The 17,361-nt window shown below is 39.5% G+C and carries 11 protein-coding genes; 8 read left to right on the forward strand and 3 right to left on the reverse strand.

Annotation, left to right across the window (positions count from 1 at the left end):
* Positions 1-74 precede the first annotated feature (74 nt).
* From ACTHN6_RS15630 to ACTHN6_RS15645, 4 genes are all read left to right on the forward strand, one after another.
* On the forward strand, positions 75-1,073 hold the full coding sequence (locus tag ACTHN6_RS15630; RefSeq protein WP_440436706.1) for a glycoside hydrolase family 43 protein: 999 nt from the start codon (positions 75-77) through the stop codon (positions 1,071-1,073).
* 18 nt (positions 1,074-1,091) lie between these two features.
* Positions 1,092-1,727: a hypothetical protein gene (locus ACTHN6_RS15635; RefSeq protein WP_440436707.1), complete on the forward strand. Its 636-nt coding sequence runs from the start codon at positions 1,092-1,094 to the stop codon at positions 1,725-1,727.
* A gap of 87 nt (positions 1,728-1,814) precedes the next feature.
* Positions 1,815-3,893 carry a hypothetical protein gene (locus tag ACTHN6_RS15640; RefSeq protein WP_440436708.1) on the forward strand — a complete coding sequence of 693 codons (2,079 nt, stop codon included), beginning with the start codon at positions 1,815-1,817 and terminating at the stop codon, positions 3,891-3,893.
* Positions 3,894-4,036: 143 nt separating this feature from the next.
* Positions 4,037-6,649 (forward strand): gliding motility-associated C-terminal domain-containing protein, encoded by a 2,613-nt coding sequence (locus tag ACTHN6_RS15645; RefSeq protein ID WP_440436709.1) that lies wholly within the window; start codon positions 4,037-4,039, stop codon positions 6,647-6,649.
* A 258-nt stretch (positions 6,650-6,907) separates the two neighbouring features.
* Here the strand turns inward: ACTHN6_RS15645 and ACTHN6_RS15650 are convergent, their stop codons facing one another.
* A complete protein-coding gene (locus ACTHN6_RS15650; protein WP_440436710.1) occupies positions 6,908-7,540 on the reverse strand; it encodes a hypothetical protein in 633 nt (210 codons plus the stop codon).
* Between the two features lie 192 nt (positions 7,541-7,732).
* Positions 7,733-9,220 (reverse strand): IMP dehydrogenase, encoded by a 1,488-nt coding sequence (guaB, locus tag ACTHN6_RS15655; RefSeq protein WP_440436711.1) that lies wholly within the window; start codon positions 9,218-9,220, stop codon positions 7,733-7,735.
* A 115-nt stretch (positions 9,221-9,335) separates the two neighbouring features.
* Here guaB and ACTHN6_RS15660 point away from each other — a divergent pair, with 115 nt between their 5' ends.
* From ACTHN6_RS15660 to pafA, 3 genes are all read left to right on the forward strand, one after another.
* A complete protein-coding gene (locus tag ACTHN6_RS15660) occupies positions 9,336-10,283 on the forward strand; it encodes a hypothetical protein (protein ID WP_440436712.1) in 948 nt (315 codons plus the stop codon).
* An 88-nt stretch (positions 10,284-10,371) separates the two neighbouring features.
* Positions 10,372-12,024 carry an alpha-glucan family phosphorylase gene (gene glgP, locus ACTHN6_RS15665; RefSeq protein WP_440436713.1) on the forward strand — a complete coding sequence of 551 codons (1,653 nt, stop codon included), beginning with the start codon at positions 10,372-10,374 and terminating at the stop codon, positions 12,022-12,024.
* A 155-nt stretch (positions 12,025-12,179) separates the two neighbouring features.
* A complete protein-coding gene (pafA, locus tag ACTHN6_RS15670; protein WP_440436714.1) occupies positions 12,180-13,826 on the forward strand; it encodes an alkaline phosphatase PafA in 1,647 nt (548 codons plus the stop codon).
* A 108-nt stretch (positions 13,827-13,934) separates the two neighbouring features.
* On the opposite strand, the gene ACTHN6_RS15675 is transcribed toward pafA, so the two are convergent.
* Positions 13,935-15,734 carry a DNA polymerase III subunit gamma/tau gene (locus tag ACTHN6_RS15675; protein ID WP_440436715.1) on the reverse strand — a complete coding sequence of 600 codons (1,800 nt, stop codon included), beginning with the start codon at positions 15,732-15,734 and terminating at the stop codon, positions 13,935-13,937.
* Between the two features lie 113 nt (positions 15,735-15,847).
* Here ACTHN6_RS15675 and ACTHN6_RS15680 point away from each other — a divergent pair, with 113 nt between their 5' ends.
* Positions 15,848-17,347, forward strand: coding sequence for a hypothetical protein (locus ACTHN6_RS15680; RefSeq protein ID WP_440436716.1), 1,500 nt, complete (start codon positions 15,848-15,850; stop codon positions 17,345-17,347).
* Positions 17,348-17,361 lie beyond the last annotated feature (14 nt).

Raw genomic sequence — 17,361 nt, forward strand, 5'->3', positions numbered from 1 at the left:
AATTCAAGAGATTTCTCCTATCGTCGAAATGACGTTGAAAGTTCAAAAACATCATTCATTAAACTCATCAACTCATGAAATATTTTTCAATCATTTTTATCTTATTCATTTCGATAGTTAGCCATGCGCAAACAAAACACAATCCTGTAATCAATACAGACTTTCCTGATCCAACTGTGATACTTGCGCACGATGGAAAATATTATGCTTATGCCACCAACGGCAGGCATGATGGCAAACTGAATAATATTCAGCTTGCCTCTTCAACTGATCTTTTTAACTGGACCTATCTTGGCGATGCCCTGCCGCAAAAAGCTTCATGGGCAGGCACTACACAGAATTACTGGGCGCCACATGTTTTATATGATGAAGACATAAAACAATATGTAATGTTTTATTGTGCAAAAAGCGATGATACAACGTATGGCATGTGTATTGGTGTTGCGTTTGCATCAAAACCAACCGGCCCTTTTGTTGATAAAGGATCGCCGCTGATGAAAGGAAAAGATTTTAAAGTACTTGACCCGATGGCAATGACCGACCCAAAGACAAAAAAGAAAATTATGTATTGGGGCTCTGCTTTTGCACCCATTAGCATAAGTGAATTAACAGATGACTGGAAAGATACCGTTGCAGGAAGTAAAGCCATTCCTTTATTATTTACCAACACTGAAAAAGAATATACAAAACTTATTGAAGGCGCCTGGGTCGATTATCATGACGGCCAATATTATTTGTATTATTCAGGCGATAATTGTTGTGGTGATAATGCTAACTATGCAGTAATGGTTGCACGTGCCGACAATGCTTTTGGCCCGTTTACAAGACTGGGAGAAACCCGCGCGGACAGCAGCAGCGTTATTCTTGCAAAAGATGATACATGGTTTGCGCCCGGCCATAATTCAATTGTGCACGATAAGGATGGACATATATGGATGGCTTACCATGCCATATGGAACAGGGAAGCGGCTGCTTCAAGGGCAGAAAAGAAAAATAAGTATGTACGGCGTGTAATGTGTATTCAACCGGTTGTATATAAAAATGGATGGCCGGTTGTTGAAAAGATTTATTAATCCTGCAATATATCAATCATGAAAAAGTATGTATTAATACTTGCCGTAATGCTTGCATATAACGGCGTATTTGCCCAGAGACAATTAACCCAATTTTTATTTCCGGAATTTACGGAAGGAAGTGTATTACAAAAATCGGGAACAGTTACAAAAACGCAGCTCAACTATAACACACTCACGCAGGAAATGGTATTTAAACAGGGTGAACAATTGCTCGCATTGGATAAGATACAGGAAATAGATACGGTTTACCTGAACGGTAAAAAGTTTGTGCCGGGCGATAACCTGTTTTACGAAGTAGCCACGCAAACGCCTGTTGCTTTGCTTTTACAACATACATCTGATATTATTCCATCGGGTAATGAAACCGGTTTTGGCAAATCGCAAACAACCGCAGTTACAAATATTACAGACCTTAAGCGGGGCGGAAGGGCTTATTCCTTATCGCTTCCGGATGAATATAGCTTTAAGAACAAAACGGCATGCTTTTTAAAGAAAGAAGGAAAATACATTTTGATCACCAATATAAAAGATATAAAAAAAGTTTTTGCCGATAAAGAAAGCGTGATAGAAGATTATACAAAAAAGAATAAGGTGAATTTCAAAAAGCCGGAAACGGTTGCTGCTTTAATCGAATTCTGTAACAGTAATTAAAACTGATGAAACCGGCTTGATAATTTCTCCCACACCAGGGAATACATAGCGAGGTTCCATAAGACAATTTAAAAGAAATATGCACGCATGAAATATTTATTACCCGCCATTTGTTTATGCATTTCCGTTATTGGTTATTCGCAAGGTCTTGTTCGCACTAACCAGTATGATAAAAAAGGTAAAACGTCATTATTTGTTACCGATAGTGTTATTTCAATAAGCTGGCCAACAGGCAATGATGATTATGGAAAGATGTTACTTGATCTTTCAAAAAATAAGCCGTTGTTTAAAGCAATTTCAGCAGGTGATAAAACATCATTAAAGAATATTGCTAATAACATTGATCCTGCCTTTATATTAACTGTTGGCAAACGTGACCTTGTTTCTCAAAATGGCTGGAATATTTTTTTTGATAAAGTACCGTTGAAACCGCATCAGTCTTATGTTGTAAATTTTTTGAAAGACAGTGCGGCGGTTATTACAGAAGGCTCACATACCATAATCAGGATTTATAATGTGCAGGCTGCTTCTTTTAATGGTTTCCTGGAAATAACGGTTTATAACGGAAGCCCCTTATTTAATGTGGCTGCCGTGCTTTCTGCTAATATTGATTCAACAGCTATTTTATATGATGCGGGTTTAATAAGTAAAGCGGAAGAATGGAATAACATTGTATGGAATAACACAAACAATGAACTGGTTACTACTGCTCTTAACGCTTCTGATACAGCAAAAAATATAGCAGTAAAATACAGAACAATTGCTGCTGATAATACAAGTGGCAGTATTGCCGTATTCCCTGCGCCGCATCAATATTTTTACCCGCTGGATGAAGCTTTTAATTTGAAGTTTACTTGGTATGGCAATAATTACCGGAACATGCTGAAAGGTTTTGGCATGGGTATAAGGCAGGAGCCCGAAGGTGATAAACGCTTTGTGCCCTGGTTTAATGCACCGCCGGGTACACAGCAGCGTTTAAATTTCTTTTGTTTGATAAGCAGCAGCAACGCCGGTAAAAATTTGGATGCCGTAAAAAAGTTTACGCATAACGACCGGTATGTTGCACTGCCCGGTTATAAAACCATGAGCAGCCATTTTCATAATGAGTTTATTATAAATGTGGTGCTGAAGGGAAAACCGGTACCTGAACGCCCTGCATTTGTTGATGTTTTTAAGAATACCGGCATCGACATTGTTCACCTTGCAGAGTTTCATTATACTGCTCATCCAAAAGGGCCTGACAGTACAAGGCTGAATGAATTGCAGGCGCTGTTTGAGCAATGCAAAAGATTATCGGGTAACGATTTTTTATTGTTGCCGGGAGAAGAGCCCAATGAGTTTTTTGGCGGTCATTGGCTGGCGTTTTTTCCAAAACCGGTGTATTGGATCATGAGCAGAAATACAAATACACCTTATTTGAGTTTTGATAAACAACATGGAAAGATTTATCATATTGGTGATACAACAGACATGTTCAATTTATTGAAAGATGAAAATGGATTGGCCTGGACGGCGCATCCGCGTACAAAGGGGTCTGTTGATTATCCTGATAAATATAAGAACGCATCTTTCTTTGCTTCTGATCATTTTTTAGGGGCAGCCTGGAAGGCAATGCCAGCCGATCTTTCACAACCGCGTTTGGGTAAACGTGTTTTGGATTTAATGGATGATATGAATAACTGGGGTTTGAAAAAGCATGTAATTGGTGAAGCCGATGTTTTCACCATTGAACCTGAAAATGAAATGTATGCACATTTGAATGTGAATTACCTGCAATTAAAAACATTGCCAAAGTTTGATGATGGCTGGCAACCGGTTTTAACTGCCATGCAGCAGGGAAAATTCTTTACAACAACGGGTGAAGTATTGATCCCTTCATTTACCGTGAATGGCAAATCAACAAATGAAATGGCAAAGACTGATGCAAACGGCAACGTAAAAATTAATATGCATTTAAACTGGACTTTCCCTTTGCAGTTTGTGGAAATAATTTCCGGTGACGGAAAAAATGTTTATCGCGATAGCATCAGCTTAAACTATACCACTGCTTTTGGTGATAAGGATTTTACATTCAATATCAATTTAAAAAACAGGAAATGGGTTCGCGCCGAAGTATGGGATATTGCCGTTAACGGCGCCTTTACACAAACGGTGTGGCTGGAGTGAGGAGAACTGCAGGCGCCATCTTCTCTAAAAAAAATTACATTCAAACAACGCTTTTGCTTATTACCCGGTTATTGTAATTGCATATTCCTGTTGAATAACGGCATTGTGCTGATTGAAGAAAATTGTACCTTTCTTACCGGCATGTGAAAAAGTTTTTTTTACTATATATCCTGCTTTCCTCGGCCAAAGCTGCCGTGGCAGACCACATTACAGGCGGTGAGATATATTATACACTTACCGGTTCTTCTTCAGGCCAGTATACTTATAATATTACCCTTAAACTCTTTATGATTTGTAATACGGCAAGAGAATTTAATAATCCTACTTATATATCTTTTTTTGACAGGGGTACGAATGCGAGAATAAAAGATGTAAGCGTTATTTTATCGTCAACGCAGGTTATCAGTGAGCAGGCCGGCGGCCCATGCATGACCAATCCGCCGCTTATCTGCTATCGTGCCGGTTATTACAATTTCTCTGTAACGCTGCCTGCTTCTCAAAATGGTTATGTGCTATCGTCGAGTGTTGTATACCGGGTTGATGATATGCGTAACCTTGTGGCCGGTTACAACCAGATTGGGGCTACCTATACGGCAGAAATACCGGGCAATACAGGCATTGCAAATGCGCCGGCCAATAACAGCGCAAGGTTTACAGGAGATGACCTGGTAGTAATGTGCGCCAATAATTCTTTCTCTTACAGTTTTGCCGCAAAAGACGATGACGGTGATAAACTGCGTTACACGTTCAGCAATGCATACCGTGAATCAGCCGGTGGCGGGTTTGGAGGGGAGCGCAGTAATCCGCCCAGCCCGCCGCCTTACAGTTCTGTGCCTTATGGGCAAGGTTATAGTGGCGGTTCACCATTGGGCCCTAATGTTTCTATCAATCCCAATACAGGTGTTATAACAGGCCTTGCACCGCCTGCGGGTACTTATGTAATAGCCGTTTGCGTTGATGAAATACGTAATAACGTTGTAATTGCCACACAGCGAAAAGATTTACAGGTAACCATTACCTCCTGCACTATTGCGGCTGCTACATTGCTGCCTGAATATAGATTATGCGCTGATACGAAAACCATCAGCCTTGCCAATCTTTCAACCAGCCCGTTGATAAATACATGGAATTGGCAGTTTATCAATAATGAAGGGAATACCGTTTTTACTACAACACAGCAGCAGCCCGGTTTTACTTTTACAGACACGGGTGTATATCGTGTGAAACTGGTGATTAATAAAGGTGGCGAATGCGCTGATTCAACATCCTCATCTATCAGGGTTTACCCGGGCTTTAAAGCAGGTTTTATGTTTAACGGATTGTGCACGAACAAGCCAACACAATTCACGGATACATCTTCTTCCGTTTATGGGCTGATTAATTATTGGGATTGGGATTTTGATGATAATACGGCTACGGATGTTTCGCAATTGCAACATCCATCTTATACCTATACTTCCAACAGCCTGAAGAATGTAAGGTTGATTGCTGCAGATACGAAGGGTTGTATGGATACTGTTTTTAATACGGTGAACATTATGGACAAGCCGCCGGTTAACCTCTTGTTTAAGGATACGCTTATCTGTAAATCAGATTCTGTGCAGTTATCTGCAAATACCGGCGGCGCATTAACATGGTCCCCGGTTATGTTTATGAACAATAATAATACACAATCGCCTGTTGTAGCGCCACCTGCAACAACTGTTTATTATGTTGATCTGGATGATAACGGATGCCTTAACCGGGATTCTGTTATTGTAAATGTAACAGATCATGTGGAGCTGAATGTTATGGCTGATACAACTATTTGCAGCGGTGATGTTATTTCATTAAACATTGTGTCCGATGCATTGAAATATACCTGGTCGCCGGCTGCATCTTTAAACAATGCTTTTGAAAAGACGCCGGCGGCAACACCGCCTGGCACCACCAGTTATGAAGTGATTGCAGCAATTGGAAGCTGCACTGCAAAGGATAACATACTTGTTTCAACAGTTGATTATCCTGTTGCTGCCGCCGGTAACGATACAATGATCTGTTTTAACACATCGGCCACGCTTCATGGATTCACCGATGGTAGTTCATTTGCCTGGTCGCCTCAAACGGGTTTGCAAAACCCTGCCTCGCTTACAACGGCGGCTTATCCGGGCAAAACCGCATCTTACATATTAACTGCCTACGACACAAAAGGTTGCCCTAAACCGGGTGTAGATACAGTAACGGTTACGGTTTTGCCAATTCTGAAAGCTTATGCCGGAAATGATACGGCGGTTGTTATTAATCAACCTTTACAGTTAAATGCAACGGGCGGGGTGAGATACGAATGGCAGCCACCAGCTTCCCTTTCAAATGCCGGCATTTCAAACCCTGTTGCTCTTTATACAATGCCTGATGAAAGCATTCACTATACGGTTTTTGTGTATAATGAGGCGGGTTGTGTTGATACAGCTTCGCTTACTGTAAAAGTCTATGCCACTTCACCAACGGTATTTGTGCCAACCGGCTTTACCCCCAACGGTGACGGAAGAAATGATATTTTAAAACCCATAGCTGCCGGTATGCAGCGTGTTGAATTGTTTAATGTTTATAATCGTTGGGGGCAACTGGTATTCCGCACTTCTGTAAATGGCAAAGGCTGGGATGGAACTGTAAATGGTAAACAGCAAGGCGCAGGCACTTTTGTGTGGATGGTAAAAGCCGTTGATTATACCGGTAAACCTTACATGAAAAAAGGAACGGTGGTGCTGATAAGATGAGAATTATTTTTGTTTTTAGCAAAGCATTATCTGCCAAACTGGTTTAATAATGGATGATCCGCAATTTAACTTCCAGGTAAAAAAGAAGATCGTTTTGTTTTTACTGATACTAATTATTGGTCTAATAGTTATTGTGTCTTTTACATGTTGCGGTTAGATTAACGGATTAGCAATATCATTTTCTCTGGCTATACCTGAGTTTTCAAGAACAGAGAAGATTAAACATATTGTTCGTTTTAGCAGCACAGGAAAAATGAGTTATTTCTGTAAATTGGTTTGGCTTTTAAGTTGCTCAATTAAATCCTCTAGATAATTGTCTGCAATTTTTTTCATTATAATAAAACGGGGATTTTGAAATCCTCTAAACATGTTAACCATTCCTTTCGCAGACTTTGATACTAAAAGCGAATTTTCGGTCTTTGATTCAAGAATTACAATACTTCCTTCTGCAGGTACACCCCAACCACCATTTTTGGATATTATGCATTTAATAGTATAGTCAGATGTTTCTTTATTTGTGGTGACAATTATATTTAGCTTTAATAACTTATCAATTATTGCTTGCTCATAACCTTCTGATGTTTTTTCCACATAAAAAGTTCTTTCAGAAAATGATTTATTTAAAGGAAGATAATTTCCATTATTATTTTTTTCTTCATTAAAAATATCTTTCGTGCCATTTTCATAACGTATTAATAATATGTCAGATTTTAATATTGAATAAGTTGGACCATTAAGGTTTTCAAATTTTTTGTATTTTATTTCTGTAGTTGTCACTTCTAAAACTTTTGCTTTAATGTCATCACTATTTTTTAGTGTAATGGTATCTTGAGCAATACAATAAAAGCCGAGTAAAATTGAAAGTAGTGCTGTTATGAAACTTCTTTTCATAATTTATTTATTTTGAAAACAATCCATTTTAAGAAGTGCATCAGCAAACTTGCCCATAACACATATATTTATGGCAAGAAACATCAAAGAATTTTGACTATTGAAAACCAATTTTTAATCTTCGCTGTTTTTGTATCATTGTTGTGTCAATACAACTTTCTTTCTTTCCTTCTTTAGGCTGTAAACCGACTTCTACTTCCTGCTGTAATTAGGTGCTTCCCGTGTAATTTCAATGTCATGTGCGTGGCTTTCCCGCATGCCTGCATTGGTAATTTTTACGAAGGTGGCCTTTTGCAAATCAGCAATTGTTTTTGCGCCGCAATAACCCATACCTGCACGCAAACCGCCGTTAAACTGGGCAACCACTTCACTTAAAAATCCTTTGTAGGCAACGCGGCCTTCAATGCCTTCTGGCACGAACTTTTTAATGTCGTCTTCCACGTCCTGGAAATAACGGTCGCTGCTGCCTTGTGCCATAGCCGAAATGCTTCCCATGCCGCGATATTCTTTAAACTTCCTTCCTTCATAAATAATGGTTTGGCCGGGGCTTTCTTCCGTGCCGGCAAAAATGCTTCCCATCATCACCGTATCAGCGCCGGCGGCCAGTGCTTTTACCATATCGCCTGTATAGCGAATGCCCCCATCTGCAATTAACGGTGTGCCTGAAGATTTTAAGGCATTGGCTGCTTCCATAATGGCAGTTAGCTGCGGCACGCCGGTGCCTGCCACAATTCTTGTGGTGCAAATTGAACCCGGGCCAATGCCTACTTTCACGGCGTCAGCGCCTGCTTCTGCTAAAGCTTTCGCGCCTGCCGCCGTGCCTATATTACCGGCAATAACCTGCAGGTTTTTAAAGTTTTTCTTCAATCCTTTTAAAGCGGTAATTACGCCTTTGCTGTGGCCGTGGGCACTGTCTAAGGTTACAATGTCAACACCTACATTTACGAGCGCTGCCGCCCGGTCATTTAAATCTCTTGTAATGCCTAAGGCTGCACCAACCAGCAGTCTTCCAAACTCATCTTTAACAGCATGCGGATAATTGCGGAGTTGTAAAATATCCCTGTAGGTAATCAACCCCGTAAGCTTGCCGGCTTTGTTTACAACTGGCAGCTTTTCAATTTTATATTTATGCAGAATGGTTTCTGCTTTTTTGAGATCAGTGCCATCAGGCGCGGTAATAAGGTTTTCTTTTGTCATAGCCTCACTTACCTTTTTCTTCTTATCCGTTTCAAACCTTAAATCGCGATTAGTGAGAATACCAACGAGAAAATTGTTCTTGTCAACAATCGGAATGCCGCCGATCTTATTATCTTTCATCAGTTTGAATACATCGCCAATGGTTGCATCGGGCGTAAGCGTAATAGGGTCAACAATTAAACCGCTTTCGCTGCGTTTTACCTTTCTCACCTGCTCAGCCTGTCTTTCAACCGACATATTTTTATGCAAAATGCCCAGCCCGCCTTCTCTTGCCAAAGCAATGGCAAGACTGGCGTCTGTAACAGTGTCCATGGCTGCAGACAGCATGGGAATATTAAGTTTAAGTGATTTTGTAAGTCTTGTTGAAATGTTGGTTTCCCGGGGAAGAACCTGGCTGTAAGCAGGCATCAGGAGAACGTCATCGAAGGTTAAACCTTCACCAAAAAAACGGGTTGCTTTTGAATCTTTATTTATTGTTGCCATGTGCAAAGATATAGCGGCAAATAATTATGCACAAATTTTGAAATATAGAATACGTTAATTCCGCTTTTAAAAGTGCCGGGATTTTTATAAGTTTATGCAATTATTAAATACTTCTATGCAGAAAACCTGCGTGTTATTCGTATTCTTCTTGTTTTTTTATGGCTGTAAGCATGGTAAAGCAGACCTCGCCGGCAATGAAAAGATCAAAGCCGAAGATTTTCTTGCAGCATTCCCAAACCTGAAACTTCCCGCTTATATCCGTGACACTGTTTTGAAAAATTTTGGTGATTCAACGGTTATAAGTGCTGCTGTTTTTACTCAATTTATTGCTGATACCGCATGGAAAGGGTTTGTAAAAAATGCGGAGAAAACGGTTATTCACCCAGCTGGTATTATCCATACAAATGATAAAGATTTTTTACTGGCAACTTTTTCAGAAAGCCGGCAAACAAGCCTCGGGGTTTTTGTTTTGAATGATAAGCACGCATTCCTTTCATCATTCCCGCTATTGGTTTCCAATGAAAAAGACGGTTATAATCATAGTGTTTCTATAACTACAGAACCCACATTTATTCTCAAAAAGGAAAAGATAATTAATAATGTGAGCCTTTATACGAGAAATGGATTTGCCTACAGTGCGTCTGCCGGAAATTTTTCAAAAGTGTTAAGTGATTCAAATGAAGACACGGCGAGAAATAACGAAATTATTAACCCGATAGATACGCTTCCCGTTGCCAACAAATACAGCGGTGATTATATAAAAGATAAAAAGAATTTTATTTCTATACGTGATGGAAAAAATGCAAACTCTTATTTCTTTTTTGTGCATTTTGAAAAAGGCAGTGATTGTATTGGTGAATTGAAAGGCACATTGAACTTAACAGGTGAAAAAGATGGCATCTTTACAGAAAGCGGAGATCCCTGTGTAATCCGTTTTAAGTTTACAACAACCGCCGTTACGGTAAAAGAAGAAAATAACTGCGGCAACCATCGCGGCATAACCTGCCCCTTCGATTTTACTTTTAAAAAGAAAAAGCGCGCCAAAAAAGCAAAACCCGAATAGCGCGTGAATTACTTGCTGATTGTGTAAAAAGTACGTTTATCATTTTAACGTTATATTGCGGCGCTTTTTATAAAAAATCAACAGAGCTATGGATTTTAAAAATTTTAAAGTTCCCTATACATCAGACGATCGTTATTCTAAAAAAGTTGCTTATTTCTCAATGGAGTTTGCCATACATCAGCCATTGAAAATTTACAGCGGCGGCCTGGGCTTTCTTTCAGGTTCACATCTTCGCAGCGCTTATGAGCTAAAACAAAATCTTATAGGCATTGGCATTTTATGGAAATACGGATATTACGACCAGGCCCGCAACCAGGATCAAACCCTGCAGGTAACCTGGATGGAAAAAAGATATAGCTTCCTTGAAGATACAGGCATAAAATTCCAGATAACTGTGCACGATGTGCCTGTTTGGGTGAAGGCCTATTATCTCAATCCCGAAACATTTAATTCGGCGCCTCTATTTTTATTAAGCACCGATTTACCGGAGAATGATTATGTGTCTCAAACTATCTGTCACCGTTTATACGATGCCAATGTTTCCACAAAAGTTGCGCAGTTTATGCTGCTGGGCATTGGCGGCGCCAAACTGATAGATGAATTAAATTTCAATCCCGATTTATATCATTTAAATGAAGCGCATGGCATTTCATCTGCGTTTTATTTATTGCAGAAATATAAAAGCGTTGAGAAACTCAGGCAGCACCTGGTATTTACCACGCATACACCTGAAGAAGCGGGAAATGAAAAACACGATATCTACCTGTGTCAGAAAATGAGTTATTTCTGCGGCTTTAGCATTGATGAAGTTAGAAAGCTAACAGGCATTGAAGATGACCAGTTTAACCATTCGCTGACGGCGCTGCGGTTTGCAAAAATGGCTAACGGTGTTTCAAAACTGCATGGAAAAGTAGCGAATGAAATGTGGAGTAAATACAGCGGTATTGCCCCTATCACTTCCATCACCAATGCGCAAAACTGGCGCTATTGGGCCGATAAGCAGTTATATGCTTCTATGGATGAAAACAACGACTGGCGTTTTGATGACCGTAAATGGTATTTGAAAAAACGTGCTTTTGAGATTGTTGCCGATCAAACCGGCAAGCTGTTTAACCCCAGTATTTTAACCATAGTTTGGGCACGCCGTTTTGCAGGATATAAAAGGGCAGACTTTCTCTCGTGGGATATGGAGCGTTTTAATGCGCTGATAAACAATAAAAAATACCCGGTGCAAATCATCTGGGCAGGCAAGCCTTATCCTGTGGATTATCCTGCCATTACACAATTCAACAACCTTGTTCAATTAAGCAAGAATTATAAAAATGTTGCAGTGCTCGTTGGATATGAACTGGCGCTGAGCAAACGTTTGAAACAGGCCTCGGATATCTGGCTGAATAACCCACGTGTGCCCCGGGAGGCCTCCGGCACAAGCGGTATGACGGCTGCTATGAACGGGGCTATTAATTTTTCTACTGATGATGGCTGGATACCGGAGTTTATTAATAATGGAAATAATGGTTTTGTGGTGCCAAAGGCAGATTACAGGAATATGAATGTGCAGGAGCAGGATACCTATGATCTTGATAAGATATATGAGATACTGGAACAGCAGATATTGCCTTTGTACTACGATCAGCCTGATACGTGGCGCCAGATAAGAAAGAATGGCATGCGTGACGTGCGTGTACAGTTCGACAGTAACCGCATGGCACATGAATATTATGAGAAACTTTATAAGTAGTGGTAATTAAAGTGCGTGGTCAGTTGTGCGTGGTATCACTCTTCACAATAGCATTTAATTTAGCAGCACTTCTATATTATTCGATAGTTAATAATTACAATACCGGCATTAAGATTATGGGCAGGTTTTACATTTGCCCTTAATTATTTTTAGTTATGATGAAATATACATATTTAATAACGATTGCAGTTTTGTTATATGCCACCAGCTTTGCACAGCCATCTGTAACAGATAAGGTGCAGCGGCCTAAACTTGTTGTAGGAATTGTTGTTGACCAGATGCGCTGGGATTACCTGTATAAATATTATCCGTTATACAGCAACAGCGGCGGGTTTAAAAGAATGCTGAATAAAGGCTTTAGTGCCGAAAATACTTTTATACCTTATACACCCACTGTAACAGCCGCAGGCCATGCCTGCGTATATACAGGCTCGGTGCCCGCTATTAATGGTATTGTTGGTAATGACTGGTATGATAATATTCAAGACAGGGAAGTCTATTGCGTGGAAGACAATTCTGTGAATACAGTTGGCGCTTCAGACGATGCTGGCAAAATGAGCCCGCGTAATAATATTGTTACCACCATAACAGATGAATTAAGAATTGCTACCAATTACGCATCTAAAGTAATTGGTATCTCTATGAAAGACCGTGGCTCTATATTGCCTGCAGGCCATGTGGCCAATGCAGCTTACTGGTATAATGCCAAAGCAGGCAAATTTATAACGAGCACTTATTACATGAATGAATTGCCGCAGTGGGTTAATGCTTTCAACAACCGCCGCCTGCAGGATTCTTTGTATAAACTTAACTGGACCTTAAGCCTGTCTGAAAATCTTTATAAAGAATATGCGGGAGATGATGAACAACCTTACGAAGCAAAACCTTTTGGAAAAGAACAAACACATTTTCCTTATAAACTCACTGATTATATTCAGAAAGATTATTCAAAAATTACATCCACGCCGTATGGCAATACTTTTTTGGAAGCGATGGCTGAAGCTGCCGTTATTAATGAAAACCTCGGCAGCGGCAACGCTACAGATTTTTTGGCAGTGAGTTTTTCTTCTCCTGATTATGTGGGCCATGCCTTTGGCCCCGATTCCTGGGAACAAATGGATGATTATATAAAACTTGATTCAACGTTGGGAAGATTCCTCTCTTTTCTTGACAAACAGGTGGGTGAAGGAAATTACCTAGTATTTCTTACGGCAGATCATGCAGGTGCGAACAGCCCTGGTTATTCAGTAAAACATAATTTACCAGGCGGGCCGTTCAGCTCTGCAACTTTCGGTAAAGGGTTAAATGAATTGTTATTGGAAAAATATAAATCAGGCAGGCTGATAAAAGGCCAGTATAATGGCCAGGTACTTTTAAACAATAAAGTGATAGATTCTTTAAATCTTGACAGGAATGCAGTGGAAAGAACTATCATTGATTTTGCAGAGCTTCAACCGGGTGTGGCAAGAGCCGTTTCCATGAGAAATGTAAGCACCACAACTTTGCCCGATGTGCAGAAATTAATGTTCAGCAATTCTTATTTCCCGCCGCGCAGTTCAGATATTCTTATTGAACTAAAACCTGGTTATGTGAGCGGCTCCGGTATTGGCACATCCCATGGCCTCTGGAACCCTTACGATTCGCACATTCCTTTATTGTTTTACGGGTGGAATGTAAAACAGGGAAAAACCAACCGCGAAACTTATATGACAGATATTGCGGCAACTGTTGCAGCCATGCTGCATATTCAAATGCCCAGCGGTTGCATAGGAAAAGTAATTGAGGAAGTGTTTGAAAAATAAGATGGCGCAATTGTTATTAAAAATGAACCCGTGAATTTTGAATGTTGTTTCAAAGTTTACGGGTTCACTTCCTGATTCTTACCTTATCAGCCAATCAACTTCTCTTTCCTAATAATCAATATCCAGGTTCAGCCTGTTTTTTAATTCTCTTACAAGCGGATATTTTTCAGCAATGCGTTCAAATTTCTGGCGGCTGTTTAGTGTAAGATGAATAGGTACTTCTTCTTCTTCGCCTGCTTCAATCAGAATTTTAAAGTTAATGCTGCGGTTATAAAATGCACGTTGTATAAAATCGCAGAGCAATGTTTTTTCCTGTTCAACAAATTTTTGCTGGGTTAATGCATGAACGGTTACGGTGAAGAGATTATCTGTTTCCACGTTCAGTTTAGCAATCCTGAATGTTTGGTAAGTAGAGTGCTTATTCGGCTGTGCTTCCAGCGTGGCTGCATAATCATTCCACACTTCATTGAGCCTTTCCTGTGTTAACGGCTCAGCATCTTTTACTTCTTCAACATTATAATCTGCGCCAACCTTTTCACGCAAAGCCTCCAACAGGTTTTTGCCATTGGTATTTTTAGGAGCAGCATATTTTACCGAAGGTTCTTTAACTGTGTTTGCAGCTTTAGTTGAAGCAGGTTGTGGTGGCGATGCTGATGCAATTTTTCCTTTTGCCGGCTGCTGAATAATAACCTTTGCTTCTGTTTTTTTTACCGGTGCGCCCTGCGTTTGCTCAATGGTTTTGCTCTTGTAGATTACGGGTGCATCAACCCGTTTTTTTTTAACAACATTCCCGTTTTCAATCACCAGTTCAAGCGCCTGCTGCAGATAATTTAATTTAATGAGTGCCAGCTCAACATGCAGCCTTTTATTACGCGCCATTTTATAATTTATCTCAAACTCATTTAAAATATTGAGTGCGCTCACCAGGTAACTCATGCTCACCTGTTCGGCTTTGACGATATATTTTTCCTGCATGCCTTCTACCACTTCCAGCAAAGAAGCAGCCTTCGCGTTTTTGCTCACCAAAAGGTTACGCAAAAATTCAGCAAAGCCGTTCAGCACCATATCGCCTTCAAAACCCTTGCTGTTTATTTCATCGTACAGTAACATGGCTGCGCCAATATCCTGCTGTAATAAACTATCGAGTAATTTAAAATAGTAATCTTCATCCAGGATGTTCAGGTGCTCAAGCGTATTCCGGTAATTTACTTCTCCATTGGTGAAGCTTACAATTTTATCAAGAATACTCAGGGCGTCACGCATACAGCCTTCGCTCTTTTGCGCAATGATTTGCAACGCTGATTTTTCTGCTTTTATATTTTCTTTATCAGCAATCTCCTGTAGATGTTCGACCGTATCATTAGTAGTAATACGCTTGAAATCGAATATCTGGCAACGCGATAAAATGGTAGGCAGGATTTTATGTTTCTCTGTTGTGGCTAAAATAAAAATGGCATAGGGTGGCGGTTCTTCCAGCGTTTTCAGGAAAGCGTTGAAAGCTGAAGCGCTCAGCATGTGCACCTCATCCACTATATAGACTTTGTATTTGCCTGCCTGTGGCATAAAACGCACCTGTTCAACGAGCGTTCTTATATCATCAACAGAATTATTACTCGCCGCATCCAATTCATGTATGTTCAGCGAAGTGCCTTCGTTAAAACTTTTGCAGGAATTACATTCATTGCAGGCTTCACCATCCGGCTGCGGGTTTTCACAGTTGATGGTTTTGGCAAGAATACGGGCACAGGTTGTTTTACCTACACCACGCGGCCCGCAGAACAAAAATGCATGCGCCAACTGCTTGTTTTTGATGGCATTTTTTAAAGTAGTCGTAATATGCTGCTGGCCCACAACCGTATCAAAAGTTTGCGGCCTGTACTTTCTCGCTGAAACAATAAACTTATCCATAGAAAAATGCAATTTAGTGATTGCCGAAAATCAAAATCCCGGAATAACATTTAATTTATACACACTGTATATTTGGGATGTTTTAGTTCAACATTACACCTTTAATATATTGTATGAAAGTAGCTTTCAATCTTATTACTCTTAGTTTATTTTTCTGCCTGCCTTTTATCTCTGCCGGTCAAAAAATTCGTTACTCGTTGCCGGAGTCATATGCCATTATTTCAAAGTTTAATATTATAGGTCAGGTAAAAGATGATATTCTTATTTGGAAAACGCCGGACGGTAAGCCTAAAAAATCGGAAATTATTATATATGATAAGGATATGCATGTAAAGAAGCATGTGAAAACACATATCCTGCAATACGGTGAACAGTACAATGTTGCCTTTATCAACAGAAATGATTCATTTGAAGTTATCTACCAATATTTAAATAAAGGTGTGTACTTCTGTAAACGCGCAGTATTTAATGAGGTGGGCAAGTGCATAAATTTCCAGGCAATTGACAGTATATCCGCGGAAGCAGGAACCGGCGTTAACGATTATACTTATAATATTATCACGTCGAAAGATAAAAAAACGTTTGCACTGGTGAAATTCATAAGCGCTTCGCCTGGTGTGATAGATATTGATTACAGGTATTTTGGATTTGATAACATGCACAGCGGCTCCCAACATCTGCCGTTTTATGTGAATACATCTTCCATCAATAGCTTGATGCTGAATGAAGATGGCAATCTTTTTCTTGCATTAAGTAAACAGGAAAGCCAAATTTACACGCTCACGATGTATAGGATAAATCTGAACAACAATCATACAATTAATTCTTTGAAGCAATTAAATTATGGGAGCCTGATGAACGAAAGTTTTACTATTTCTGAGTATCATGGCAACTATACGGTTTGTGCAGGTTTTGAAGCAGATTCAACCAAAGGCATTTTTTTATGGCATCTTAACGCAGATCTGGAAGATATACAACCTGATACTGTCATAACAAATAAATTCATACAAGATTCAGTATTCAAAAAAACAAAAAACTTTCAAATAATCGGTTATGAAAATAAGAATCGGATGAATCTTTTTATTAAATCTGTCAATAAGCCTGTTAAAGACTCGGTTTTATTATCCAGAAAATATAACAGTAATGTTCTTTTCAATATTTTATATAGTCAGCAGCGGTATTATTTCGGGTTCAATGACTTTCTAACAAATGGTACTTATGATTATGTAGAAACCGTAATCCCGACTGCAAAGCCAAACCCCGAAGATCTCCGGCTTTTTTCAATCGTGTTAGAAAAACAAAAAGATGTAAAAAGTGTAGAATGTTTTACAGGAGAGCTGGATAAAGAAACGACATCTTTAATCAATAATGCTACTATATTTCAATCAACAACGGGGTTTAATATCTTGTTTGATCAATACCACGGCAATAAAAAAACTACAGGATATATTGTATTAACAAACGACAACCGGTTTAAATATGCGCATTTGATTGTAATGAATTTAAAATATCATTTATTAATTGATAAAGCTGTGAGCATAGACCCGAATAATATTATTGCACCTTGTAGTTATAAAAACAAAATGGTTTTTGCACGAATCACATTAAATTAATTTCCTGCCTTTGT

The sequence above is a fragment of the Parafilimonas sp. genome, assembly GCF_051953455.1.
In the GTDB taxonomy this organism is placed as follows: domain Bacteria; phylum Bacteroidota; class Bacteroidia; order Chitinophagales; family Chitinophagaceae; genus Parafilimonas.